This window comes from Streptococcus oralis (assembly GCF_015561235.1).
Lineage (GTDB): Bacteria > Bacillota > Bacilli > Lactobacillales > Streptococcaceae > Streptococcus > Streptococcus oralis_BK.
Genome location: NZ_JADMTC010000001.1, coordinates 1,414,084 through 1,438,338, shown reverse-complemented (window position 1 = coordinate 1,438,338; position 24,255 = coordinate 1,414,084). Strand labels below are relative to the sequence as shown.

At 43.7% G+C, this 24,255-nt stretch carries 19 protein-coding genes; 13 read left to right on the top strand and 6 right to left on the bottom strand.

Annotation, left to right across the window (positions count from 1 at the left end; translation table 11 throughout):
- The first annotated feature begins 8 nt into the window (after positions 1 to 8).
- Together adcA and I2H52_RS07330 are read left to right on the top strand one after the other, a co-directional pair.
- Positions 9 to 1,514 (top strand): zinc ABC transporter substrate-binding lipoprotein AdcA, encoded by a 1,506-nt coding sequence (adcA, locus tag I2H52_RS07335; RefSeq protein ID WP_195594874.1) that lies wholly within the window; start codon positions 9 to 11, stop codon positions 1,512 to 1,514.
- A 535-nt stretch (positions 1,515 to 2,049) separates the two neighbouring features.
- Positions 2,050 to 3,729: an alpha-L-fucosidase gene (locus I2H52_RS07330; RefSeq protein WP_195594916.1), complete on the top strand. Its 1,680-nt coding sequence runs from the start codon at positions 2,050 to 2,052 to the stop codon at positions 3,727 to 3,729.
- A gap of 36 nt (positions 3,730 to 3,765) precedes the next feature.
- On the opposite strand, the gene I2H52_RS07325 is transcribed toward I2H52_RS07330, so the two are convergent.
- Positions 3,766 to 5,853: a GH92 family glycosyl hydrolase gene (locus I2H52_RS07325; protein ID WP_195594872.1), complete on the bottom strand. Its 2,088-nt coding sequence runs from the start codon at positions 5,851 to 5,853 to the stop codon at positions 3,766 to 3,768.
- A gap of 170 nt (positions 5,854 to 6,023) precedes the next feature.
- Here I2H52_RS07325 and I2H52_RS07320 point away from each other — a divergent pair, with 170 nt between their 5' ends.
- From I2H52_RS07320 to I2H52_RS07270, 11 genes are all read left to right on the top strand, one after another.
- Positions 6,024 to 7,304 carry a glycoside hydrolase family 125 protein gene (locus tag I2H52_RS07320; RefSeq protein ID WP_101800260.1) on the top strand — a complete coding sequence of 427 codons (1,281 nt, stop codon included), beginning with the start codon at positions 6,024 to 6,026 and terminating at the stop codon, positions 7,302 to 7,304.
- Between the two features lie 242 nt (positions 7,305 to 7,546).
- Positions 7,547 to 10,192, top strand: a complete 2,646-nt coding sequence (locus I2H52_RS07315) for an alpha-mannosidase (protein WP_101800258.1) — start codon at positions 7,547 to 7,549, stop codon at positions 10,190 to 10,192.
- Between the two features lie 99 nt (positions 10,193 to 10,291).
- Positions 10,292 to 11,161, top strand: coding sequence for an ROK family protein (locus I2H52_RS07310; RefSeq protein ID WP_101800257.1), 870 nt, complete (start codon positions 10,292 to 10,294; stop codon positions 11,159 to 11,161).
- Positions 11,155 to 13,035 carry a beta-N-acetylhexosaminidase gene (locus I2H52_RS07305; RefSeq protein ID WP_195594870.1) on the top strand — a complete coding sequence of 627 codons (1,881 nt, stop codon included), beginning with the start codon at positions 11,155 to 11,157 and terminating at the stop codon, positions 13,033 to 13,035. Before I2H52_RS07310 ends, I2H52_RS07305 begins: the two co-directional genes overlap by 7 nt.
- Before the next feature lie 200 nt (positions 13,036 to 13,235).
- Complete coding sequence (locus I2H52_RS07300) at positions 13,236 to 14,165, top strand: ABC transporter permease (RefSeq protein ID WP_000714584.1); 930 nt, start codon at positions 13,236 to 13,238, stop codon at positions 14,163 to 14,165.
- Between the two features lie 13 nt (positions 14,166 to 14,178).
- Positions 14,179 to 15,102: a carbohydrate ABC transporter permease gene (locus I2H52_RS07295; protein WP_000818344.1), complete on the top strand. Its 924-nt coding sequence runs from the start codon at positions 14,179 to 14,181 to the stop codon at positions 15,100 to 15,102.
- Between the two features lie 108 nt (positions 15,103 to 15,210).
- Positions 15,211 to 16,695: an ABC transporter substrate-binding protein gene (locus tag I2H52_RS07290; protein ID WP_061421515.1), complete on the top strand. Its 1,485-nt coding sequence runs from the start codon at positions 15,211 to 15,213 to the stop codon at positions 16,693 to 16,695.
- A gap of 160 nt (positions 16,696 to 16,855) precedes the next feature.
- A complete protein-coding gene (locus I2H52_RS07285) occupies positions 16,856 to 17,545 on the top strand; it encodes a CPBP family intramembrane glutamic endopeptidase (RefSeq protein ID WP_049501075.1) in 690 nt (229 codons plus the stop codon).
- A 68-nt stretch (positions 17,546 to 17,613) separates the two neighbouring features.
- Positions 17,614 to 17,910 carry a bacteriocin immunity protein gene (locus I2H52_RS07280; RefSeq protein WP_000188102.1) on the top strand — a complete coding sequence of 99 codons (297 nt, stop codon included), beginning with the start codon at positions 17,614 to 17,616 and terminating at the stop codon, positions 17,908 to 17,910.
- Between the two features lie 131 nt (positions 17,911 to 18,041).
- Entirely contained in the window at positions 18,042 to 19,028 is a 987-nt protein-coding gene (locus tag I2H52_RS07275) for a rhodanese-related sulfurtransferase (protein ID WP_195594868.1), read from the top strand.
- 120 nt (positions 19,029 to 19,148) lie between these two features.
- A complete protein-coding gene (locus tag I2H52_RS07270; protein WP_049501076.1) occupies positions 19,149 to 20,009 on the top strand; it encodes a DUF4299 family protein in 861 nt (286 codons plus the stop codon).
- Positions 20,010 to 20,071: 62 nt separating this feature from the next.
- On the opposite strand, the gene I2H52_RS07265 is transcribed toward I2H52_RS07270, so the two are convergent.
- The 5 genes from I2H52_RS07265 to I2H52_RS07245 form a co-directional block, all read right to left on the bottom strand.
- Positions 20,072 to 21,034, bottom strand: a complete 963-nt coding sequence (locus I2H52_RS07265; RefSeq protein ID WP_000191328.1) for a DUF6574 domain-containing protein — start codon at positions 21,032 to 21,034, stop codon at positions 20,072 to 20,074.
- Positions 21,035 to 21,096: 62 nt separating this feature from the next.
- Positions 21,097 to 22,026 carry a DUF4097 family beta strand repeat-containing protein gene (locus I2H52_RS07260; RefSeq protein WP_195594866.1) on the bottom strand — a complete coding sequence of 310 codons (930 nt, stop codon included), beginning with the start codon at positions 22,024 to 22,026 and terminating at the stop codon, positions 21,097 to 21,099.
- Positions 22,019 to 22,612 carry a DUF1700 domain-containing protein gene (locus tag I2H52_RS07255; protein WP_045617874.1) on the bottom strand — a complete coding sequence of 198 codons (594 nt, stop codon included), beginning with the start codon at positions 22,610 to 22,612 and terminating at the stop codon, positions 22,019 to 22,021. Before I2H52_RS07255 ends, I2H52_RS07260 begins: the two co-directional genes overlap by 8 nt.
- A complete protein-coding gene (locus I2H52_RS07250; RefSeq protein WP_000273860.1) occupies positions 22,599 to 22,925 on the bottom strand; it encodes a PadR family transcriptional regulator in 327 nt (108 codons plus the stop codon). Before I2H52_RS07250 ends, I2H52_RS07255 begins: the two co-directional genes overlap by 14 nt.
- Positions 22,926 to 23,061: 136 nt before the next feature.
- Positions 23,062 to 24,228, bottom strand: a complete 1,167-nt coding sequence (locus tag I2H52_RS07245) for a CynX/NimT family MFS transporter (protein ID WP_195594864.1) — start codon at positions 24,226 to 24,228, stop codon at positions 23,062 to 23,064.
- Between the last annotated feature and the right edge of the window lie 27 nt (positions 24,229 to 24,255).

Here is a 24,255-nt window from a genome sequence, read left to right as displayed (position 1 = left end):
AGAATGAAATGAAAAAACTGAGCTTACTACTAGCTAGTCTATGTGCCCTGTTTTTAGTGGCTTGTTCCAATCAAAAACAGGCAAATGGGAAGCTAAATATCGTGACAACCTTTTACCCTGTCTACGAATTTACCAAGCAAGTCGCAGGAGATACTGCTAATGTAGAACTCCTAATCGGTGCTGGTACAGAACCTCACGAATACGAACCGTCTGCCAAGGCAGTTGCTAAAATCCAAGACGCAGATACCTTCGTCTATGAAAATGAAAATATGGAAACTTGGGTTCCAAAATTGCTAGATACTTTGGATAAGAAAAAGGTGAAAACCATCAAGGCGACAGGCGATATGTTACTTTTGCCAGGTGGTGAGGAAGAAGAGGGAGACCATGACCATGGAGAAGAAGGCCATCACCATGAGTTCGATCCCCATGTTTGGTTATCACCAGTTCGTGCCATTAAACTGGTAGAGCATATCCGTGACAGCTTGTCAGCAGATTATCCTGATAAAAAAGAAACCTTTGAGAAGAATGCTGCTGCCTATATCGAAAAATTGAAAGCCTTGGATAAGGCTTATGCAGAAGGCTTGTCTCAAGCCAAACAAAAGAGCTTTGTAACGCAACACGCAGCCTTTAACTACCTTGCCTTGGATTATGGTCTCAAGCAAGTCGCTATCTCAGGCCTTTCTCCAGATGCAGAGCCATCAGCAGCTCGCTTAGCGGAATTGACAGAGTACGTCAAGAAAAATAAGATCGCCTATATCTACTTTGAAGAAAATGCCTCACAAGCCCTAGCCAATACACTTTCAAAAGAGGCAGGTGTCAAAACAGATGTCCTCAATCCTTTAGAAAGTCTGACAGAAGAGGACACCAAGGCGGGAGAAAATTACATCTCTATCATGGAGAAAAACCTCAAGGCTTTGAAACAAACAACGGACCAAGAAGGACCAGAAATTGAGCCAGAGAAGGAAGAAAACACCAAGACAGTTCACAATGGTTACTTTGAGGATGCAGCTGTCAAAGACCGTACCTTGAGTGACTATGTTGGTAACTGGCAGTCAGTTTATCCTTTCCTTGAGGATGGAACCTTCGATCAAGTTTTTGACTACAAGGCTAAGTTGACTGGCAAGATGACCAAGGATGAGTACAAGGCCTACTATAGAAAAGGTTATCAGACAGATGTGACCAAGATTAACATCACGGACAACACTATGGAATTTGTTCAAGGTGGCCAAAGCAAGAAGTTCACCTACAAGTATGTCGGCAAGAAAATTTTGACTTATAAGAAAGGCAATCGTGGCGTGCGCTTCCTCTTTGAAGCGACGGATGCGGACGCTGGACAGTTCAAGTATGTTCAGTTTAGTGACCACAATATCGCCCCAGTTAAGGCAGAACATTTCCATATCTTCTTTGGAGGTACTAGCCAAGAAGCCCTCTTTGAAGAGATGGATAACTGGCCAACCTACTACCCAGATAACCTATCTGGCCAAGAAATCGCCCAAGAAATGTTGGCGCATTGATGCAAGAGAGAATCCCGCAAATCTGCGGGATTTTTTGCTAGAAATGATTAGGTTGTTAGGTATTATAGTACCACAGTTGTGCTGTTCACAATGTGACAAAGTAGTCATTTTCTACTGGTTGATTCTAACTAGCTGGCAAATACAAAAGCTACGATTGTACAAATTATAGAATCTTTTCAGGGGATTTAGGAAGGAATCTTAGTCATATTGACGCTGCTATCGCTTTTTGTTATAGTCAAGGAGAGAGTGGCCTGGAACAATAGTTTATTCACAGTCTGTGGATAAGTCTTAGGGGAAATGACATACAACTCAGGGTGATGAAGTATCCTGATAATAGTTCCGTATATTAGTGACTTTCTAGAAAGTTAGCGGAAACCGAGTACAGAGCTATTTGACAAAGGTCTGTTTAGAGGAACAGGTCCAAAGTCTAAGGGCTGAAGTCTGAAAAAACTAGTTTTTAGGTATGTTTTCTTATCCACAGGTTGTGGATAACTTTTTGAATAAGCAAATTGATAAGAGAAAGAGATATGAGATGATGACGAATATAAAACCAAACGGACCATTACCAAGTCAGGCCCAGCTAGCTTATCTGGGCGATGAGCTAGCAGCCTTTATCCACTTCGGTCCTAATACCTTTTATGACCAAGAATGGGGGACTGGACAGGAGGATCCTGAGCGCTTTAACCCGACCAAGTTAGATGCGCGTGAATGGGTTCGAGTACTCAAAGAAACAGGTTTTAAAAAACTGATTTTGGTGGTTAAGCACCACGATGGTTTTGTGCTCTATCCGTCAGCACATACAGATTATTCGGTCAAGGCCAGCCCTTGGAGGGATGGAAAGGGGGACTTGCTCCTTGAAGTATCCCAAGCTGCAACTGAGTTTGACATGAATATGGGAGTTTATTTATCTCCTTGGGATGCCCATAGTCTCCTCTATCATGTGGACAGAGAAGCGGACTACAATGCCTATTATCTGGCTCAGTTGAAGGAAATATTATCAAATCCCACTTATGGGAATGCTGGGAAATTTGCTGAGGTGTGGATGGATGGTGCTCGAGGCGAAGGGGCTCAGAAGGTCAACTATGAGTTTGAGACCTGGTTTGAAACCATTCGTGACTTGCAGGGCGATTGTTTGATTTTCTCAACTGAGGGAACTAGTATTCGCTGGATTGGAAATGAACGAGGCTATGCAGGAGATCCCTTGTGGCAAAAAGTCAAGCCCGACCAGTTGGGGACAGAGGCTGCATTAGATTATCTACAGCACGGTGATCCCTCAGGAACGCTGTTTTCAATCGGCGAGGCAGATGTTTCCCTTCGGCCGGGTTGGTTTTACCATGAGGATCAGGATTCCAAATCTCTCGAGGAATTGATCGAAATCTACTTTCACTCAGTGGGGCGGGGAACCCCTCTCTTGCTCAATATCCCGCCAAACCAAGATGGTCTCTTTGATGAACGGGATATCCAGCGACTGTATGAATTTAGAGCCTACCGTGACGAGCTCTATAAAGAAGATTTGGCTTTGGGAGCCAAGGTATCTGGTCCTGCTCTATCAGCAGACTTTGCTTGTTGCCACCTGACAGATGGACTAGAGACCAGTTCTTGGGCTAGTGATGTAGAACTGCCAATTCAGTTAGAGCTCGATTTAGGGGCTCCTAAAGCTTTTGATGTGATTGAGTTAAGAGAAGATTTGAAGTTGGGGCAACGTATAGCTGCTTTCCATGTTCAGGTAGAGCTGGATGGTGCCTGGCAGGAGTTTGGCTCTGGTTATACTGTTGGCTACAAACGTCTCTTACGAGGATCAGTCGTTGAGGCGCAGAAGATACGTGTGACCATTACAGAGGCACAGGCTTTGCCTTTGTTGGCCAAAATTTCACTCTATAAAACACCTACCTTGTCGAGAAAAGAAGCTATTCAGCAACTAGAGTTTTCAGAAAAAAGTCTAGCTGTGACCAAGGGAGAAAATGTCCACTTTACAGTGAAGCGCATAGAATCTAGCAGTCCTTTAGAAGCTAAGATTTCGATTCAACCAGGGACGGGTGTGCATGGTGTCGCTTATCGGGACGAGATTCAAGTCCTTGCGTTTCAAGTTGGCGAGATTGAAAAAAGGCTGACGATACCAACCTTGTATTTTGTAGGAGATAAAAGCTTAGATTTTTATCTGAATTTGACGGTAGATGGTCAGCTTGTTGACCAGCTTCAGGTCCAAGTTTCATAAAAGAAGAACCTTTGCGCGATGCAAAGGTTCTTTTGGTTATGAGTGATTTGGCAACCAGCTAAGTGTAAAGGTCAGTTGCTCAGCTTTCAAGAGGTCTTGGTGTTGAAGGCTAGATACTATGTTCTTGTCCAATCGGCATTCTTTGACAAAGTTGAAATGGCTGTGGTTTTGCTCGGCATGGATATCCAGCCATTTATTTTCCTTAGCCAGGTAGATACGGAGGTGATCAAAGAGAGGGATTCCGAGGTCGTAACTGGGTTTTCCTGGACAGGTCGGATAGAATCCGAGAGCTGACCAGATATACCAAGCAGAGAGACTGCCATTGTCCTCATCGCCAGGATAGGCTTGCCAGCTGGGGTGAAAGGCTTTCTGACGTATCGACTTGATGAGTAGAGCAGTGTAGTCTGGATAGTTGCTATAGCGAAAGAGATATGGAATGTGGAAGCTAGGCTGGTTGGAAATGGCGATTTGCCCAAAAGGAGCGGTAGCCATCTCGCTCATCTCGTGAATCTCGTAACCATAGCCAGTCGTCTCAAAGAGAGGAGCGTCCTGACAGGCTTTCAAAAGATAATTGCTGAAGGCTTCTTTTCCACCCATAAGCTGGATTAAGCCTGGGATGTCATGGAGGACGCCTAAAGTCGCTTGAATGGCAGAGCATTCGGCGTAGTCGCGTCCCCAACTATAGGGAGAGAAGTCAGGGCGGAAGTTGCCTTGGCTGTCTCGCGCACGCATGTAACCTGTCTTAGCGTCAAATAGATGGCGGTAATTTTGAGACGCAGTTCTATAAGTTTCCGCGATGTCATTCTGACCAAGCTTTTCGGCACAGCTAGCGATACAAAAGTCACTATAGGCGTAGTCTAGAGTGTGGCTGACGCTTTCGTGGTGGTCGGTAGAGAGGTAGCCAAGCTCTTGGTATTGGGTTAGTCCGTGGCGACCATTGATGCCGAGAGGGTCGGACTTGCTGGCTGTCTCCAGCATGGCTTGGAGGAGTTCTTCTTCCAAGTCGGGGGCCATTTCCTTGCAGGCGCTATCTGCGATAATGCCGTCTAAAAGAGTGCCAGGCATCATGCCGCGTTCATCTGGGGCTAGCCATTTTGGAAGAAAACCAGTATCGCGGTAGCTATTGAGGAAACCTTCTAGAAAGCGGTGATAGTGTTCTGGTATGATAAGGGCAAAGAGGGGGAAGGTGGTGCGGAAGGTATCCCAGAAACCATTGTTGCTAAAGAGGACACCGGGCTTGACAGTACCAGTAGACAAATCCATGTGGATGGCCTGCCCTGACTCGTTCACCTCATAAAATGTCTGTGGGAAAAGGAAGAGTCTGTAGAGGCAGTGATCAAAAAAGGTTCGGTCGGCTTCCCCTGTCTCCACGATATCAAAACGGTGGAGGAGATTTTCCCAGTCTGCTTGGGCATTTGCTTTACAGCTATCAAAGTCCTTTTGAGGTAGATTAAGCAGCGCTTGAGAAGGCGATATGAAAGAAGTTGCTAGTTGAATCTCGGCTTGACTGCTTGCTAAGTCAATTCGCCAGTCTCCCTCTTCTTGTGTGATAGCAAGAATATCCGTATTCATTTGTAAAGCAGTAAACAGTATCAGCGGATTTTTGTTGGTCTCTGTTTTTCCCTCTTGACGCAGGGCAAGAGTCCGCTTATCTATTTGTTCTCCTGTCAGTTCATCTGCTGCGTGAAGATAGAGGGAGAGGGCTTTGCCTTGCTTTTGCTCCAAACGAATAGAAGCGCCATAGCAAGTCGGTGTAAGCTGGGTTTCAATCTGATAGCGCAGGGAGAAAATCTTCAGATAATGAGGTTGGAAAGAGGCCTTATCCCTATCATAGGAGGATTGACGGTGAAAGAGGCTGTTTCCACCCAGATGGCCTGTGACAGGTGTCAGAAGGAGCCAAGAGTAGTCGCCAATCCAAGGACTGGGCTGGTGGGTTAATCTAATCCCCTGAAAAATAGGTAGATGCGGATCGAAAAGCCAAGCTTCCTCCTGATCACTGGTCTGGGGCACAAAATAATTCATCCCGAAAGGGACGCCTGTGTAGGGCAGGGTATTTCCTCGAGAAAAGGCATGCTTGCTAGCAGTCCCAAAGCGGGTATCGATGGTTTCAAGTAGTGGTTTCATAGTCTTTCCTTTAGCTGTTTTTCTACATTATATCAGAAAAATGAGACCTTTAGATATGGCGTTCGAAAGTAAGCAATTTTGTAGAAAAATGACTATCATTTGTGTATGTATTTTCTGTCTCAAAAACTATATACTGAACATGAAACTTGTTTGAAAGAGGAAACTGCACGATGACTTATTCGAAAGAAATTGTTAGAGAATGGCTGGATGAAGTAGCAGAGCGGGCTAAGGACCATCCGGAGTGGGTGGATGTCTTTGAGCGTTGCTATACAGACACCTTGGACAATACGGTCGAGATCCTAGAAGATGGCTCAACCTTTGTATTGACTGGGGATATTCCTGCCATGTGGCTTCGGGATTCGACAGCCCAACTCAGACCCTACCTTCATGTGGCTAAAAGAGATCCTCTCTTGCGCCAGACCATTTCAGGTTTGGTCAAGCGTCAGATGACCTTGGTGCTCAAGGATCCGTATGCCAATTCCTTCAATATTGAGGAGAACTGGAAGGGCCACCACGAGACTGACCACACGGACCTTAATGGTTGGATTTGGGAACGCAAGTATGAGGTGGACTCGCTTTGCTATCCTTTGCAGTTGGCTTATCTCCTTTGGAAAGAGACTGGCGAGACCAGTCAGTTTGATGAGACTTTTGTCGCAGCGACCAAGGAAATTCTTCATCTATGGACAGTGGAGCAAGACCACAACAATTCACCTTATCGTTTTGTCCGTGATACGGACCGCAAGGAAGACACCTTGGTAAATGATGGATTTGGACCTGATTTTGCAGTGACAGGTATGACCTGGTCAGCTTTCCGACCGAGTGATGACTGCTGTCAGTATAGCTATTTGATTCCGTCCAATATGTTTGCGGTAGTAGTCTTGGGTTATGTGCAAGAAATCTTTGCAGAACTAGACCTAGCTGATAGCCAAAACATCGTGGAAGACGCTAAACGCCTGCAAGCTGAAATCCAAGAAGGAATCGAAAACTACGCTTACACCACTAACAGCAAGGGTGAAAAGATTTACGCCTTTGAAGTGGATGGTTTAGGGAATGCTAGCATCATGGATGACCCAAACGTACCAAGTTTGTTGGCTGCGCCTTATCTGGGCTACTGCGACATTGACGATGAGGTTTACCAAGCAACTCGTCGGACCATTCTGAGCCCTGAAAATCCATACTTCTACCAAGGAGAATACGCTAGCGGTCTCGGAAGTTCTCATACCTTCTATCGCTATATCTGGCCCATTGCCCTCTCTATCCAAGGCTTGACAACAAGAGATAAGGCAGAGAAGAAATTCTTGCTCGATCAGCTCGTTGCTTGCGATGGTGGCACAGGTGTTATGCACGAAAGCTTCCACGTGGACGACCCAACTCTCTACTCTCGTGAATGGTTCTCTTGGGCCAACATGATGTTCTGTGAATTAGTCTTGGATTATCTAGATATCCGCTAATGCTCTTCGAAAATCTCTTCAAACCACGTCAGCTTCGCCTTGCCGTAGGTATGGTTACTGACTTCATCAGTTCTATCCACAACCTCAAAGCAGTGCTTTGAGCAGACTGCGGCTAGCTTCTTAGTTTGCTCTTTGATTTTTATTGAGTATAAGGAGCTCGCTTTAGTTTCACCGATTCGTGTCAGAATCACACCTTTACATTTAAAACGTTAAAATTTAAATTTAGAATGAGGTTTTACTTCATGGAAAATGTTGTTGTACATATTATCTCACATAGTCACTGGGACCGTGAGTGGTACTTACCTTTTGAAAGCCACCGTATGCAGTTGGTGGAATTATTTGATAATCTTTTTGACCTTTTTGAAAATGACCCTGAGTTCAAGAGTTTCCACTTGGATGGCCAAACCATTGTCCTTGATGACTATTTGGAAATTCGCCCTGAAAATCGCGACAAGGTCCAACGTTACATTGACGAAGGCAAACTCAAAATTGGTCCCTTTTACATCTTGCAGGATGATTACTTGATTTCAAGTGAAGCCAACGTCCGCAATACCTTGATTGGTCAAGCAGAATGTGCAAAATGGGGCAAATCCACTCAGATTGGTTACTTCCCAGATACCTTTGGAAATATGGGACAAGCTCCTCAAATCCTTCAGAAATCAGGCATTCACGTGGCAGCTTTTGGGCGTGGTGTGAAGCCGATTGGATTTGACAACCAAGTCCTCGAAGATGAGCAGTTTACTTCCCAATTTTCAGAAATGTACTGGCAGGGTGCAGACGGAAGTCGTGTCCTCGGTATCCTCTTTGCCAACTGGTACAGTAATGGAAATGAAATTCCAGTTGATAAGGATGAAGCCCTGACCTTCTGGAAACAAAAATTGTCAGACGTGCGTGACTATGCTTCGACCAACCAATGGTTGATGATGAACGGCTGTGACCACCAGCCTGTACAGCGCAATCTGAGCGAAGCCATTCGTGTGGCCAATGAACTCTTCCCAGATGTGACTTTTGTGCATAGTTCCTTTGATGACTATGTTCATGCAGTAGAAAGTGCTCTACCTGAGCAACTATCTACCGTTACGGGTGAGTTGACCAGTCAAGAAACAGATGGTTGGTACACACTTGCCAATACTTCTTCATCACGCATTTACCTCAAACAAGCCTTCCAAGAAAATAGCAACTTGCTAGAACAAGTGGTGGAGCCATTGACCGTCATCACTGGTGGTCACAACCATAAGGACCAGTTGACCTATGCTTGGAAAGTCCTTCTACAAAATGCGCCACATGACAGTATCTGTGGCTGTAGTGTGGACGAGGTTCACCGTGAGATGGAAACACGTTTTGCCAAGGTCAACCAAGTTGGAAACTTCGTTAAGACCAATCTTCTCAACGAGTGGAAGGGCAAAATCGCAACCCACGAAGCCCAAAGCGACCATCTCTTTACGGTCATCAACACAGGCTTGCATGACAAGGTTGATACTGTCAGCACAGTGATTGATGTGGCGACTTGTGATTTCAAGGAATTGCACCCAACAGAAGGCTATAAGAAGATGGCAGCCTTGACCTTGCCAAGCTACCGTGTCGAAGACTTAGAAGGGCATGCTGTAGAAGCGAAAATCGAAGATCTGGGAGCTAATTTTGAGTATGATTTGCCAAAAGACAAGTTCCGTCAGGCTCGTATCGCTCGACAAGTGCGCGTGACAGTGCCTGTTCATCTGGCACCACTTTCTTGGACAACCTTCCAATTGCTTGAAGGACAACAAGAACACCGTGACGGTATTTACCAAAACGGAGTGATTGATACGCCATTTGTAACGGTCAGTGTGGATGATACTATCACAGTCTACGACAAGACAACTCATGAAGCGTATGAGGATGTTGTTCGCTTTGAAGACCGTGGTGACATCGGAAATGAGTACATCTATTTCCAACCAAAAGGAACAGAACCTATCTATGCAGAGCTTAAGGGCTATGAGGTCTTGGAAAATACAGCTCGTTTTGCCAAGATCTTGCTCCAGCATGAATTGACAATTCCAGTAAGTGCAGACGAAAAACTGGATGCGGAACAGAGAGGCATCATCGAGTTTATGACGCGTGAAGCTGGGCGCTCAGATGAATGGACAAGCATTCTTCTTGAAACAGAGATGACCGTCTTTGTTGACAATCCACAAATTCGTTTCAAGACTCGCTTTACTAACACAGCCAAGGACCACCGTATCCGTCTCTTGGTTAAGACTCATAACACTCGTCCAAGCAATGACTCTGAAAGTATCTATGAGGTGGTGACAAGACCAAACAAACCAGCTGCTTCTTGGGAAAATCCTGAAAATCCTCAACACCAACAAGCCTTTGTCAGTCTTTATGATGATGAAAAAGGGGTTACAGTGGCCAATAAAGGATTGCACGAGTATGAAATCCTTGGAGACGACACCATTGCAGTGACCATTCTTCGTGCCTCAGGTGAGCTAGGTGACTGGGGTTACTTCCCAACACCAGAGGCTCAGTGCTTGCGTGAGTTTGAAGTCGAGTTTGCTCTTGAATGCCACCAAGCAGGGGAACGCTTCTCCGCTTTCCGTCGTGCCAAAGCCTTCCAAACACCATTCACTAGTCTTCAAGTTGCTAAACAAGAAGGAAGTGTGGCAGCGACTGGTAGCCTCTTGAGTCATGCGGCACTCAGCTTACCACAAGTTTGCCCAACAGCCTTTAAAGTGGCGGAAAATGAAGAAGGATATGTCCTCCGTTACTACAATATGAGTCAAGAAAATGTTCGCATATCAGAACACCAACAAACCATTTTGGACTTGCTTGAACGACCATACCCCGTTCATTCAGGACTCTTAGCACCACAAGAGATTCGCACAGAATTGATCAAAAAAGAAGACATTTAATAGTTTTAAAGTGTTTGATAACTAATACTATGAGATAGAAAGGAGGGGCGAAAGAGTAAGGGCTAACTGCTGATTCGCCCCTTTTTACGGTAAAGAACAATGATCATTGCAACCATTGATATCGGAGGGACTGGGATTAAGTTTGCCAGTCTGACTCCTGATGGAAAAATACTAGATAAGACAAGTACTCCAACGCCAGAAAGTTTGGAGGATTTACTGACTTGGCTAGACCAACGCTTGGCAGAACAAGATTATAAGGGCATTGCTATGAGCGTTCCAGGCGCGGTCAATCAAGAAACAGGTGTGATTGAGGGAATCAGTGCCGTGCCTTATATTCACGGTTTTTCTTGGTATGAAGCTCTTGCTCATCATCAGCTACCTGTCCATCTAGAAAATGATGCCAACTGTGTTGGACTTAGTGAACTGCTGGCTCACCCAGAGATTGAAAATGCAGCCTGTGTCGTGATTGGGACAGGAATTGGCGGAGCTATGATTATCAATGGCAAACTTCACCGTGGTCGCCACGGCTTAGGTGGTGAGTTTGGCTATATGACAACCATTGAACCAGCTGAAAAACTCAACAACTGGTCGCTACTAGCCTCTACAGGAAACATGGTTCGCTACGTAATTGAAAAATCTGGTCAGACTGACTGGGACGGTCGCAAGATTTACCAAGAAGCTGCAGCAGGCAATGCCCTTTGCCAAGAAGCCATTGAGCGCATGAACCGTAATCTGGCTCAAGGCTTGCTCAATATCCAGTATCTGATCGATCCAGATGTCATTAGTCTGGGAGGATCTATTAGTCAAAATCCAGATTTTATCCAAGGCGTCAAAAAAGCTGTCGATGCTTTTGTCGAAACCTACGAAGAATACACGGTCGCACCTGTCATCCAGGCCTGCACCTATCATGCAGATGCCAATCTCTACGGTGCCCTTGTCAACTGGCTACAGGAGGAAAATCAATGGTAAGATTTACAGGATTTAGTCCCAAACAAGCGCAAGCTATTGAGGTTTTAAAAAGTCACATTTCCCTACCGGATGTGGAAGTGGCAGTCGCTCAGTCTGACCAAGCCTCTATCTCTATCAAGGGTGAAAGTGGATACTATCAACTAACCTATCGCAAACCTCATCAACTCTACCGCGCCTTGTCCTTGTTGGCAACAGCTCTAGCAGAAGGTGACAAAGTAGAGATTGAAGAGAAGGCAGCTTATGAAGAGTTGGCCTATATGGCAGACTGTTCTCGAAATGCAGTTTTGAATGTCGCTTCTGCCAAGCAGATGATTGAGGTCTTGGCTCTCATGGGCTACTCAACATTTGAGCTTTATATGGAAGACACCTACCAGATTGAGGGGCAACCTTACTTTGGTTACTTCCGTGGAGCTTATTCAGCTGAAGAGTTACAGGAAATCGAAGCCTACGCCCAGCAGTTTGACATGACCTTTGTGCCTTGCATCCAGACCTTGGCCCACTTGTCAGCCTTTGTCAAATGGGGTGTTAAGGAAGTGCAAGAACTCCGTGATGTGGAGGACATTCTCCTTATTGGCGAAGAAAAGGTTTATGACCTGATTGATGGCATGTTTGCCACTCTATCTAAACTGCAGACTCGCAAAGTCAATATCGGGATGGACGAAGCCCACTTGGTTGGTTTGGGACGTTACCTCATTTTGAACGGTGTTGTGGACCGTAGTCTCCTCATGTGCCAACACTTGGAGCGCGTATTAGATATTGCTGACAAGTATGGTTTCCATTGTCAGATGTGGAGTGATATGTTCTTCAAACTCATGTCAGCAGATGGCCAGTACGATCGCGATGTGGAGATTCCTGAGGAAACTCGTGTCTACCTAGATCGTCTCAAAGACCGTGTAACCTTGGTTTACTGGGACTATTATCAGGATAGCGAGGAAAAATACAATCGCAATTTCCGCAACCATCACAAGATTAGTCATGACCTTGCCTTTGCAGGTGGTGCTTGGAAGTGGATCGGTTTCACACCCAACAACCATTTCAGCCGTCTTATTGCTCTTGAAGCCAACAAAGCCTGTCGTGCTAACGACATCACAGAAGTCATTGTAACGGGTTGGGGAGACAATGGTGGTGAAACAGCCCAATTCTCTATTCTACCAAGTCTGCAAATTTGGGCAGAGCTCAGCTACCGCAATGACTTAGACAGTTTGTCTGCCCACTTCAAGACCAATACAGGTCTATCAGTTGAGGACTTTATGCAGATCGACCTAGCCAACCTCTTACCAGACTTGCCAGGCAATCTCAGCGGGATCAATCCCAACCGCTATGTCTTTTATCAGGATGTTCTCTGTCCGATTCTTGATCGACACATGACACCTGAACAGGACAAACCACACTTCGCTCAGGCAGCTGAGATTCTCTCTGACATCAAAGAAAAAGCTGGTGCCTACTCTTATCTCTTTGAAACTCAGGCCCAGTTGAACCAGATTTTAAGTAGCAAAGTGGATGTGGGACGACGCATCCGTGAAGCTTATAAAGCCGGTGACAAAGTCAGCTTACAGCAAATCGCCAGACAAGAATTACCAAAACTCAGAAGCGAGATTGAACATTTCCATGCCCTCTTTAGCCATCAATGGTTGAAGGAAAGCAAGGTCTTTGGCTTGGACACAGTTGATATCCGTATGGGAGGACTCTTGCAACGCATCAAGCGAGCAGAAAGTCGCATCGAGGCTTATCTAGCTGGTCAGCTTGACCGCATCGACGAGTTAGAAGTGGAAATCTTACCATTTACTGACTTCTACGCAGACAAGGGATTTACAGCCACAACAGCCAACCAGTGGCACACTATTGCGACAGCTTCGACGATTTATACGACTTAAAGGTCTTTTTTCCGAGTCAGAATGTTTCTCGTGAAACCTATTTCTTATAAAAAACTTCTCCACAAAAAATAATTTGTGGAGTTTTTTCTATAATTAGTAGTTTAACCTAGCCTTCAAATAGGAGTATACTAATAATGTAATCGTTATCAAACCTAAAAATTCGATGAAATCAGTTTTTAGGAATAAAAAGGGAGGAAATTATGAAAAAGTTTTCAAAGACCTTGAGAGATAACTGGATCTTTCTCTTGATGGTTTTACCAGGGGCACTCTGGTTGATTCTATTCTTTTACATTCCAGTATTTGGGAATGTGGTCGCCTTTAAAGACTACCATATGACCAGTAATGGTTTCATAGATAGTATTGTGAATAGTAAATGGGTCGGGTTAGATAATTTCAGATTCTTGTTTAGTTCAAAAGATGCCTTTATCATCACTCGAAATACCGTTCTTTACAATCTCGGGTTTATCTTTATCGGTTTGATTGTATCAGTAGGGATTGCCATCATCCTCAGTGAGCTCCGCTCTAAGAGAATGGTTAAAATTTTCCAAACGTCTATGTTGTTCCCTTACTTCCTGTCATGGGTTATCATCAGTTTCTTTACAGATGCCTTCCTAAACATTGACAAAGGGGTCTTCAACCATTTCCTAACATCCATTGGCATGAAGGAAGTCAACTTCTACGCTGACTTAGGCATTTGGCCATATCTTCTCCTTTTCCTAGGTATTTGGAAAGGCTTTGGATATAGCAGTGTCATGTATTATGCGACAATCATGGGAATTGATCCAACCTACTACGAAGCAGCAACAGTGGACGGGGCTAGCAAGTGGCAACGCATTCGCAATGTAACCATTCCTCAGTTGACTCCGCTTGTAACAGTCTTGACCATCCTTGCAGTCGGAAATATCTTCCGTGCAGACTTTGGTCTCTTCTATCAAATCCCACACAATGCTGGTCAGCTTTACAATGTAACCAACGTTTTGGACGTATATGTCTTTAATGGTTTGACTCAGACAGCAGATATCGGTATGGCTTCAGCAGCCGGCCTTTACCAATCAGTAGTCGGTTTGATTCTGGTTATCCTATCAAACTTGCTTGCAAGACGAGTCGATCCAAACTCAGCTTTGTTCTAGAAAGGAGGAGAATATGGCAGAAAAGAAAATTAAAAAAGAAAAAATCGATAATGTCGGCATTCACTCCTTCAGTAAGAAAGCAGATATCTTCTTTAGTATCATCTCTGGTTTGATCGCTCTTTCTTGTATCTTGCCCTTTATCTTCGTTATCATCATTTCGGTGACAGACGAAAAGAGCATCCTCCAGTATGGATATAGCTTTTTCCCTTCGAAGTTTGGTGTAGATGGATTCCAGTTCCTAGCTCAGTTTAAAGATAAGATCCTCCAAGCGCTCTTTATCTCAGTTTTTGTAACCGTAGTCGGAACAGTGACCAACGTCTTCATTACAACCACTTATGCCTACGCCATCTCACGTACAACCTTTAAGTACCGCAGATTCTTTACGATCTTCGCTCTTCTTAGTATGTTGTTCAATGCTGGTTTGGTACCAGGCTATATCGTGGTCACTCGCCTGCTTCAACTTGGTGATACCGTTTGGGCCTTGATTGTTCCAATGCTTCTCTCACCATTTAACATCATCTTGATGCGTTCCTTCTTCAAGAAGACCATTCCAGAAGCCATTCTCGAATCCGCTCGTATCGATGGTGCCAGTGAAGCTCGGATCTTCTTCCAGATTTGTTTGCCATTGTCACTTCCAGGTATCGCTACCATCACGCTTTTGACAGCTCTTGGTTTCTGGAACGACTGGTTCAACGCCCTTCTTTACATCAAAAGTGACAACTTGTATCCATTGCAATATTTGCTTATGCAAATCCAACAAAATATGGACTACATTGCAAAAGCAGTCGGCCTATCTGGTCAACTGGGAGTTGCTCTACCGAAAGAAACAGGTCGTATGGCCATGGTTGTTGTTGCAACCCTTCCAATCGCGATTCTGTATCCATTCTTCCAACGCTACTTTGTTAAAGGGTTGACGATCGGTGGTGTGAAAGAATAGCACTTGTTGAGAAACACCGTTTCTCCCTTCCCAACTTCATCTTAGTGACTGAAGTTAAAAATCATTAAATCGTTTATAAGTTTAAAAATAAAAAAAGGAGTTTTTATCATGAAAAACTGGAAAAAATATGCTTTTGCATCTGCTAGCGTAGTCGCTTTGGCTGCAAGTCTTGCTGCTTGTGGAAACCTTACAGGTAACAACAAAAAAGCTGCAGATACTACTTCAGGTGAAAAACCTGTAATCAAAATGTACCAAATCGGTGACAAACCAGACAACTTGGATGAATTGCTAGAAAATGCAAACAAAATCATCGAAGAAAAAGTCGGTGCTAAATTGGACATCCAATACCTTGGATGGGGCGACTATGATAAGAAAATGTCTGTTATCACATCATCTGGTGAAAACTATGATATCGCATTTGCATCTAACTATGTCGTAAATGCTCAAAAAGGTGCTTATGCTGACTTAACAGAATTGTATAAAAAAGAAGGAGCAGAGCTTTACAAAGCACTTGACCCAGCTTACATCAAAGGGAACACTGTAAACGGTAAGATCTATGCAGTACCAGTTGCAGCTAACGTTGCATCATCTCAAAACTTTGCCTTCAACGGAACTCTTCTTGCTAAATACGGTATCGATATTTCAGGTGTCACTTCATACGAAACACTTGAGCCAGTCTTGAAACAAATCAAAGAAAAAGCTCCAGATGTAGTACCATTTGCGGTTACGAAGAACTTTATCCCATCTGATAACTTTGACTACCCAGTACCAAACGGACTTCCATTTGTTATCGACCTTGAAGGAGACACTACTAAGATCGTAAACCGTTACGAAGTGCCTCGTTTCAAAGAACACTTGAAGACTCTTCACAAATTCTATGAAGAAGGATACATTCCAAAAGACGTAGCAACAAGCGACACTTCATTTGACCTTCAACAAGATACTTGGTTTGTTCGTGAAGAAACAGTAGGACCAGCTGACTATGGTAACAGCTTGCTTTCACGTGTTGCTAACAAAGACATCCAAATCAAACCAATCACTAACTTTATCAAGAAAAATCAAACAACACAAGTTGCCAACTTTGTTATCTCAAACAACTCTAAGAACAAAGAAAAATCAATGGAAGTGTTGAACCTCTTGAACACGAACCCAGAACTCTTGAACGGTCTTGTTTACGGTCCAGAAGGCAAGAACTGGGAAAAAATTGAAGGTAAAGAAAACCGTGTACGCGTCCTTGATGGCTACAAAGGAAATACTCACATGGGTGGATGGAACACTGGTAACAACTGGATTCTTTACATCAACGAAAACGTTACAGACCAACAAATCGAAGATTCTAAGAAACAATTGGCAGAAGCTAAAGAATCTCCAGCACTTGGATTCATCTTTAACACTGACAATGTGAAATCTGAAATCTCAGCCATTTCTAACACAATGCAACAATTCGATACAGCTATCAACACTGGTACTGTAGACCCAGATAAAGCTATTCCAGAATTGATGGAAAAATTGAAATCTGAAGGTGCCTACGAAAAAGTATTGAACGAAATGCAAAAACAATATGACGAATTCTTGAAAAACAAAAAATCATAAGATCGATTGATTTCGTGTATTCATTCCTAATTCCTAAAAATGTGATCGCTGCCTTCCCTAGTTCTCTAGGGGAGGTAGTGATTTTTAGGATGTAAACATGAAAAGAGTGGTTCTGAGGGTTTATGCGATGTGATACACATACATCTATAGAGGATTTATTATGAAAAAATATCGCTTTCTTTTCAAAATGAGTGCTGTCTTCTCTTACCTATTTTTCGTATTTGGTCTTTCTCAGCTGACGCTTATTGTCCAAAACTATTGGCAATTTTCTTCCCAGATAGGCAATTTCTTCTGGATTCAAAATATCTTGAGTTTGCTATTTATCGGAGTCATGATTTGGATTCTGGTTAAGACAGGCCATGGTTATCTCTTTCGCATTCCAAGAAAAAAATGGCTTTGGTATTCGATTTTGACAGTATTAGTGGTAGTGCTCCAGATCTCTTTTAACGTTCAGACAGCTAAACATGTTCAGTCAACTGCTGAAGGTTGGGCTGTATTGATTGGTTATAGTGGGACTAACTTTGCAGAGCTAGGTATCTATATAGCCCTGTTCTTTCTGATTCCACTGATGGAAGAGTTAATCTATAGAGGATTACTGCAACACGCCTTTTTTAAAGATTCGCGATTTGGTCTTGATTTGCTTCTTCCTTCCATTTTGTTTGCTCTTCCTCATTTTTCAAGTCTGCCTAGTCTGTTAGATATTTTCGTTTTTACAACATCTGGAATCATCTTTGCTGGTTTGACCCGCTATACCAAGAGCATCTATCCTTCCTATGCAGTGCATGTGATCAATAATATTGTAGCGACCTTGCCATTTTTGCTGACTTTTTTACATAGGGTGTTTGGGTAAAATACTGGCTGGAGAGTTAGGAATTATAGTTTTTCAATTTATAAGCGAATTTCAGGAGGAAAATGAGAATGACACCATTAAAATGGTTTGCTGGAGGAAGCGAAAGGCGTTGTGAAGCCATGACCATCATTGATCATCTATTGGAAGATATAAAGGCTGCGCCTCAACTTGCTCCCCTGAAAAATCAGTTAGTGATTTATAAAAAACGATTAAAGGACGATGGAACCTCTACTCCATTTATTCTGAGCCAAATGAACGTTGACATCTCACGTGTGTTGATTGACAATAAGCTGGATTTGTCAGAAAGTCAAGCTAAGCAAATCAAAAAATTGAGAGAATTATCTGTTATTCGGTATGGTTACTGATGAAGTGCAGGGGTAGGACTCTTTCTACAATTTCCGGTCAAATAAATTGCATTCGTTTTCCCAAGTGGGTATACTAGTATAGTTGAATGAAAAATTCTGAAAATTTAAGAATAGAAAAGAGAACAAATCTTATGGCAAAAGATATTCGTGTCTTACTTTACTACCTTTATACTCCAATTGAAAATGCAGAGCAATTTGCTGCAGACCACTTGGCTTTCTGTAAATCAATCGGCCTTAAAGGCCGTATCCTAGTCGCTGACGAGGGAATTAACGGAACTGTTTCAGGTGACTACGAAACAACTCAAAAATACATGGACTACGTTCACAGTCTCCCATGCATGGAAGACCTCTGGTTCAAGATTGACGAAGAAAATGAACAAGCCTTCAAGAAGATGTTTGTTCGCTACAAGAAAGAAATTGTCCACCTTGGTTTGGAAGACAACGACTTTGACAACGACATCAACCCACTTGAAACAACAGGTGCTTACTTGTCTCCAAAAGAGTTCAAAGAAGCCCTTCTTGACGAAGATACCGTTGTCCTTGACACACGTAACGATTATGAGTACGACCTAGGACATTTCCGTGGAGCTATCCGCCCAGACATCCGCAACTTCCGTGAGTTACCACAATGGGTTCGTGACAACAAGGAAAAATTCATGGACAAGCGTGTCGTGGTTTACTGTACAGGTGGCGTTCGTTGTGAGAAATTCTCAGGTTGGATGGTTCGTGAAGGCTACAAAGATGTTGGCCAATTGCACGGAGGAATCGCAACTTACGGTAAAGACCCAGAAGTTCAAGGTGAGCTTTGGGATGGGAAAATGTACGTCTTTGACGAGCGTATCGCAGTCGATGTCAACCATGTTAACCCAACCATCGTAGGGAAAGACTGGTTTGATGGAACACCATGTGAACGTTATGTCAACTGTGGAAATCCCTTCTGTAACCGTCGTATCCTAACATCAGAAGAAAATGAAGACAAATACCTTCGTGGATGCTCACACGAGTGTCGTGTTCACCCACGCAACCGCTACGTTTCAGAAAATGAATTGACACAAGCAGAAGTGGTGGAGCGCCTAGCAGCTATCGGTGAAAGCTTGGATCAAGTCGCTACTGTATAACATCAAACAGCCTTTAGGGCTGTTTTTCTATGCTTTTTATCTAAAAATCTAAAATTTGTTTCTGTATCTTTCAGGAAAATAGGGTATACTATGTGTAAACGATTTCAAAGGAGGCCAGTTATGGCGAAAACATTTTTTATCCCAAATAAAGAAAGCATTCTAGGACAACAGGAGGTCTTGACTGCCAAGTCCATCTTGGCCTTGGTGGAGGGCTTGGAGTCGCACAGTTATGATGCAGTCTATCTCCGCCAGCCCCTCAATCGTCTCGAGTACATGGAGTGTGGGATTGTAGGCCAGTCGCAATTTCTTTTCAAAGTGAACTATGCGGATAGTCGAAAAGGCTATCAAGTGGTGATTCCAGACTTTCTTACCAGAGCGGACTGGGAGATTGTAGAAGCTCTCCTCCAAGCCCTATCGAGCAAGTTGGGGCAAGTGGTAGAAGGGCTAGAAGACTTTGACTTTGAAGCTTATTTCCGACAAACGATCCAGCATTATCTAGCGGATAAGGCGGTTCGTTTAGTATATTGCCAAGGACTCTTGTCTCCTATTTATCTCAACAAGGACTACCTCGAGAGCTTTTTGGCTGAGGACGGATTGGCACGTTTTGAAGAGCTAGTCAAGAAGGTTCAAGGCTCTGATGCCTACCTTGCCAGTGTGAAATTTTACCCGGATGCTCAAGGCAAGGTGCACGGTATCTACCACCTAGCCCAGGGAGTCAAGACGATTTTACCTAAGGAGCCCTTTGTACCAGCACCCTATACCGAGCAGCTAGCAGGCAAGGAGCTTGTTTGGGAGATTGACCTAGTGAAGATTTCTGGTGATGGGTCCAAAGCAGAAGACTATGAAACCATCGCTCGCTTGGACTATGCAAGATTCCTAGAGTCACTACCAACAGAATTTTACCACCAACTAGATGCCAATCAATTGGAAGTACAAGCCATTTTGGGAAAAGATTTTGAAGGATTGGCAAGCATCGAGTAGACCTTGTCCAAAAAAGAGTAAGAATAAAAATCCCTGTCATTAACAAATGGCAGGGATTTTGGTTAAAAGAAGGTCAGGATGCGAAGGTAGTCCACTGTTAGCGCCAACTCTGCAATGAAGAAGGGTAAGAGAATAGCAGCATCAAGTAAGACAGCTAGTAAGAAACGATAAAATGGGTCAAGGCTACTGGTCTTACTTGGCTTGCTAATCACAAAGAGATTTCCAAGGGCAAAGATGGTCATGCTTAGAAGAGTGAGGATGCCAGCAAATCGTAAGCCACCAAAAAGTGCAAAGAAACTTGCTAGAGCTGTTAGGACAAGTGGTATAGCAAAGAGCCGGCTGTAACGATCGCAAGCTTCTTGGAATGTGAAGTCGCTCTCCTGGTCCAGCACACGTCGGACAGTAAAGCCTCCCAAAATGATAGAAAAGTAAAATAGAGCGCTAGCGACCAAGATAGAAAGCCCAGCAAAGAGATCTAAAGGAGGGAGCTGGTTAGGTAAACTATTGGCAATAGAGGCCATATAGCCGTAGTAGAGGTGCTTGATATGATAGATACTAAAGAAAAGGCTAATCGAGGATAGTAAAGTGAGCAGGCCAAAGACACTGTAACGATGCTTTTGGTCCGTATTCTTGCTGGCAGTTGGTTCTTGGATAGCGTCCAGCAACCAAGTCCAAAATAGTGCGATTTCTTCTTTGAACCGGGCAGTTTTACGAGGGTCAATGTCTGGGATATAGGGACTATCTAAAGCCTTGCTGAGGTTACTTTTCTCTTTTGCAGGGTTTTCTTGCTTGTGCTCCTCTTCAGCTTTCCCTTCTCCCTCTTCCTCGGTTTGGGCTTCTTCTATCGTTTCGGGAGCTTCCTCCTCATGCGTTTCCGACTCTTTAGGTGAGATAGGAGTTTCTTGGCTTACTTGTAGTTCGGTCTCCACAGTTTCTGAAGTCTCAGGCTCGTTGGGCTGGATTTCTGATTTTGTCTGAGGTGATTTCTTCTCAAGATCGGCACTTTCAAACCATTCTTGTGTCATGGTGGAACCTCCTTTTTTATGGTCGTTTTCTATTTTTAGATTAGCAGATGAAAGCGTTTTTGTCAATGGTTTCTAGATGGAGAAGAGTACTCTTCTTTAGGTAGGTAGATATCCTGGTTGGCTTTTGCAATGAGCAGGTCCTTGACATCTGCTTTGTCTGTCTTGTATGGGTTGGCAAGTTCATTCTCTTTTTGTCCACGATGTTCTTCTTTGGGTTTATGATAGATACCACCATGTTGAGAAGAAAGATCTAGATTGATACGATCGAATTCTGTCTTAGAAAGAAAGAGTGTTAAGTCATTGTGAGAGTCTAGTTCTACCTTGCCGTGAACCTGAATATTTTCAGCATAGATGTGTCCTCCCTCCGTCTTGACCTGGCTATCTGTCAGTTCTGTTTTAAAGATATTGATGATATGAGGTGTCGTTAGTGTACTATTCTTGATAGAGCTTTCTGTTAGTCTTAAGAGGTAGCCTTTTGTTTTGATTGTCGCATTTTCAAGGTTGGCTTGACGAATAGTGGTTTGTCCACGATTGGCTGAGACGGTGATAGCTTGGAGCCTCCTTCCTTTGGGGAGGGAGAGAATGACTTCGTCAAAACGGTTAGAATAACTGCTGGCAATACGAAGTAAGCCTTCGATTCCTGAACCGAGAAAACGATGTTGGGAGGCTTGTTTGTCAGTGACGCTCAGTGTTTTGTCACTCATGCCAGTAGTCAGATCGTGACGACCAGACACGGAAGGATGATAGGTGATGTGGATCTTGTCATCTACAGACTCTGTGATGGTTAGGCTATGTTCCTCAAGGGCTAAATCAAGTTTTTCCACTTCATTTCCAAAGGTCACTTCTTCGATACGATTGTCATAGACGGGGTCTTTTGACATGGCAAGCAAACTTTGAATACCATTGGACTGGGCGCCTACAATGATCATGATAAAACCAAGGATTGTAGAAACCACACCAAAAATGAGAAATCCTTTTGTCAATTTACGCATGTCTATCACCTCTCTTTCCTTTTTTAAGAATCCATTGCACCAAGCGGACGATTAAGAGGCCAAAGAAACGAGCTACATAGGAGATACCCAGTAGAACAAGAGAAGAAGCACCGATAGAAAGTAAACCGGCCCCAAAAATCAAGATAAAGGCAGATTTGGCTTCGACTAGGACGCTAAAGCTCTCTACGATAAAGAGTCCACCTAGCAGGATACCCGTCACAGAGACGGTAAAGAAGGCTAGAATGACGGAGGCAGCCGCGATAAAAATACCGATGATGGCCATGAGGATGCCAATTCCGACCGGAATTCCGATAGGAGCTACTAGCAGGGCCAGGAGGGCAATGTGTAGCAGTTGGCGGTCATTCTTTTGAGCAGGGGCTTCATTGACTTTTTTATCGAGAAGATCAGAGAGGACATCATGGGCAGCTTCTTTTGGTGTTCCTAGACTGGCAATGAGTTCCTCTTCACCCTCTGGGCCAGCATCGTCAAATAGTTCCTTAAAGTAGTCCATAGCTTCGATGCGGTCAGCTTCAGGCAGTTTATGGAGATAGGTTTCTAACTGAGTCAGATAGTCAGTTCTTGTCATGGCGGATACTCCCTTCTATGATGCCGTTGACGGTGTCGGTATAGAGCGTCCACTCTTCCTTTAGAGTAACGAGCTGCTCTACGCCCCGATTGGTCAAGGAGTAGTATTTGCGCATACGCCCCTGAAACTCTCTAGAGTAGGTGGTCAGAAAGCCACTGGCTTCCAATTTTTTGAGAATGGGATAGAGCGTAGATTCTTTGATATTGGCGATGAGTTTAATGGTTTGGCTAATCTCATAACCATAAGAATCCCCCTGCTCCAGTACAGCCAAGATGAGAAACTCAATCAAGGCAGAGGATGTTGGGAAGTACATGGAAAACCTCCTTTATATTATATAAAAATTTTATATATACTCTTTTCAAATATATTGTATCTCAAGTTGAAAGTCCTGTCAAGAAATATGTGTAAAAATTTTATATATAAAAAAACTCCTAGTAAAAACTAGAAGTTTAAAGAATTTTATCAACCCGATCCACCATAAAGAGTGAGATGGTCATGATGATATCGATGGCTAGAAGGGCAAGGACAGCTGGAATCCAAGATTGGAAAAGGTCAAAGCTATAACCAAACAAGGTAGGACCAAAGGCCGCCAAGATGTAGCCCCCTGTTTGCGCCAGGCCTGAGAGTTGCGCAGTCTTTTCAGGCGAGCTGGTCTTAAGTGAGAAGCAAACCATGAGATAAGGAAAGAGAGCACTACAGGCCGTTCCAATTAAGAGGTGAGCGACTAGCCAGTAGAGGAAGTTGTTGCTTGGGTACAAGAGCATGGCAATTCCCATCATACCAGCGATAGAGATGATTGCCAGCATGATTCGACGGTGGCAATCAGATAGACGAGTCGTCAGACTTGGGATGGTCATGGAAAAAGGAATGCTGATCAGCGAGAAGATAGAAGCTAGAAGAGCCGCATCGCTATTAGAAAGACCAGCACTAATAGCCATAGTTGGCAACCAGGTCATACTTGTATAAAAGAGCAAGGACTGAAGCCCGCCAAAGATAATGATAGCCCAGACATCTTTACTTTTTAGAATATTTTCTTTGACTTGCTTTTCTTTTTGGCTTTCTAGGTGGTGGTTGTGGCGATGATTTGGCAACCAGACTAGCAGAGTGACCAGACAGAGAAAGCTGAGAACGAGGATGAGTCCCTTCCAAGAACTAGCTTGGGTGATAGGGACCGAAAGATAAGAAGCGATGGCTGTCGAAATCCCCATGGCAGTGACATAGAGCGTTGTTAGGAAACTAATCTTTTGAGGCTGATTTGCCTGGATCATACTTGGGAGCAGTACATTGAAGATCGCAATGCTTGCTCCCACAATTAGGGTCCCTAGATAGAGAAGGGGAAGATTGAAAATCCGAATGACAGAGCCAACAGTTAAGAGGAGGAGACAGTATGTAAAGAGATGTTCCAACCCGATTTTTTGTGCCAAGCGGCTTGCAAAAGCAGAGAAAAGAGCAAACATCAAGAGAGGGAGACTGGTTAAAATCCCAAGAGAGCTAACCTCCACTCCTAGTCCCTGAGCAATATCTCCTAAAATAGTTGGAAGAGCAGTAAAAGGAGATCGTAAAACAGTCCCGATTAAGACAATTCCTAGAACAAAAAAGAGTGATTGTTTTTTCATAAAAACCTCGATAAGATGATTTTAATA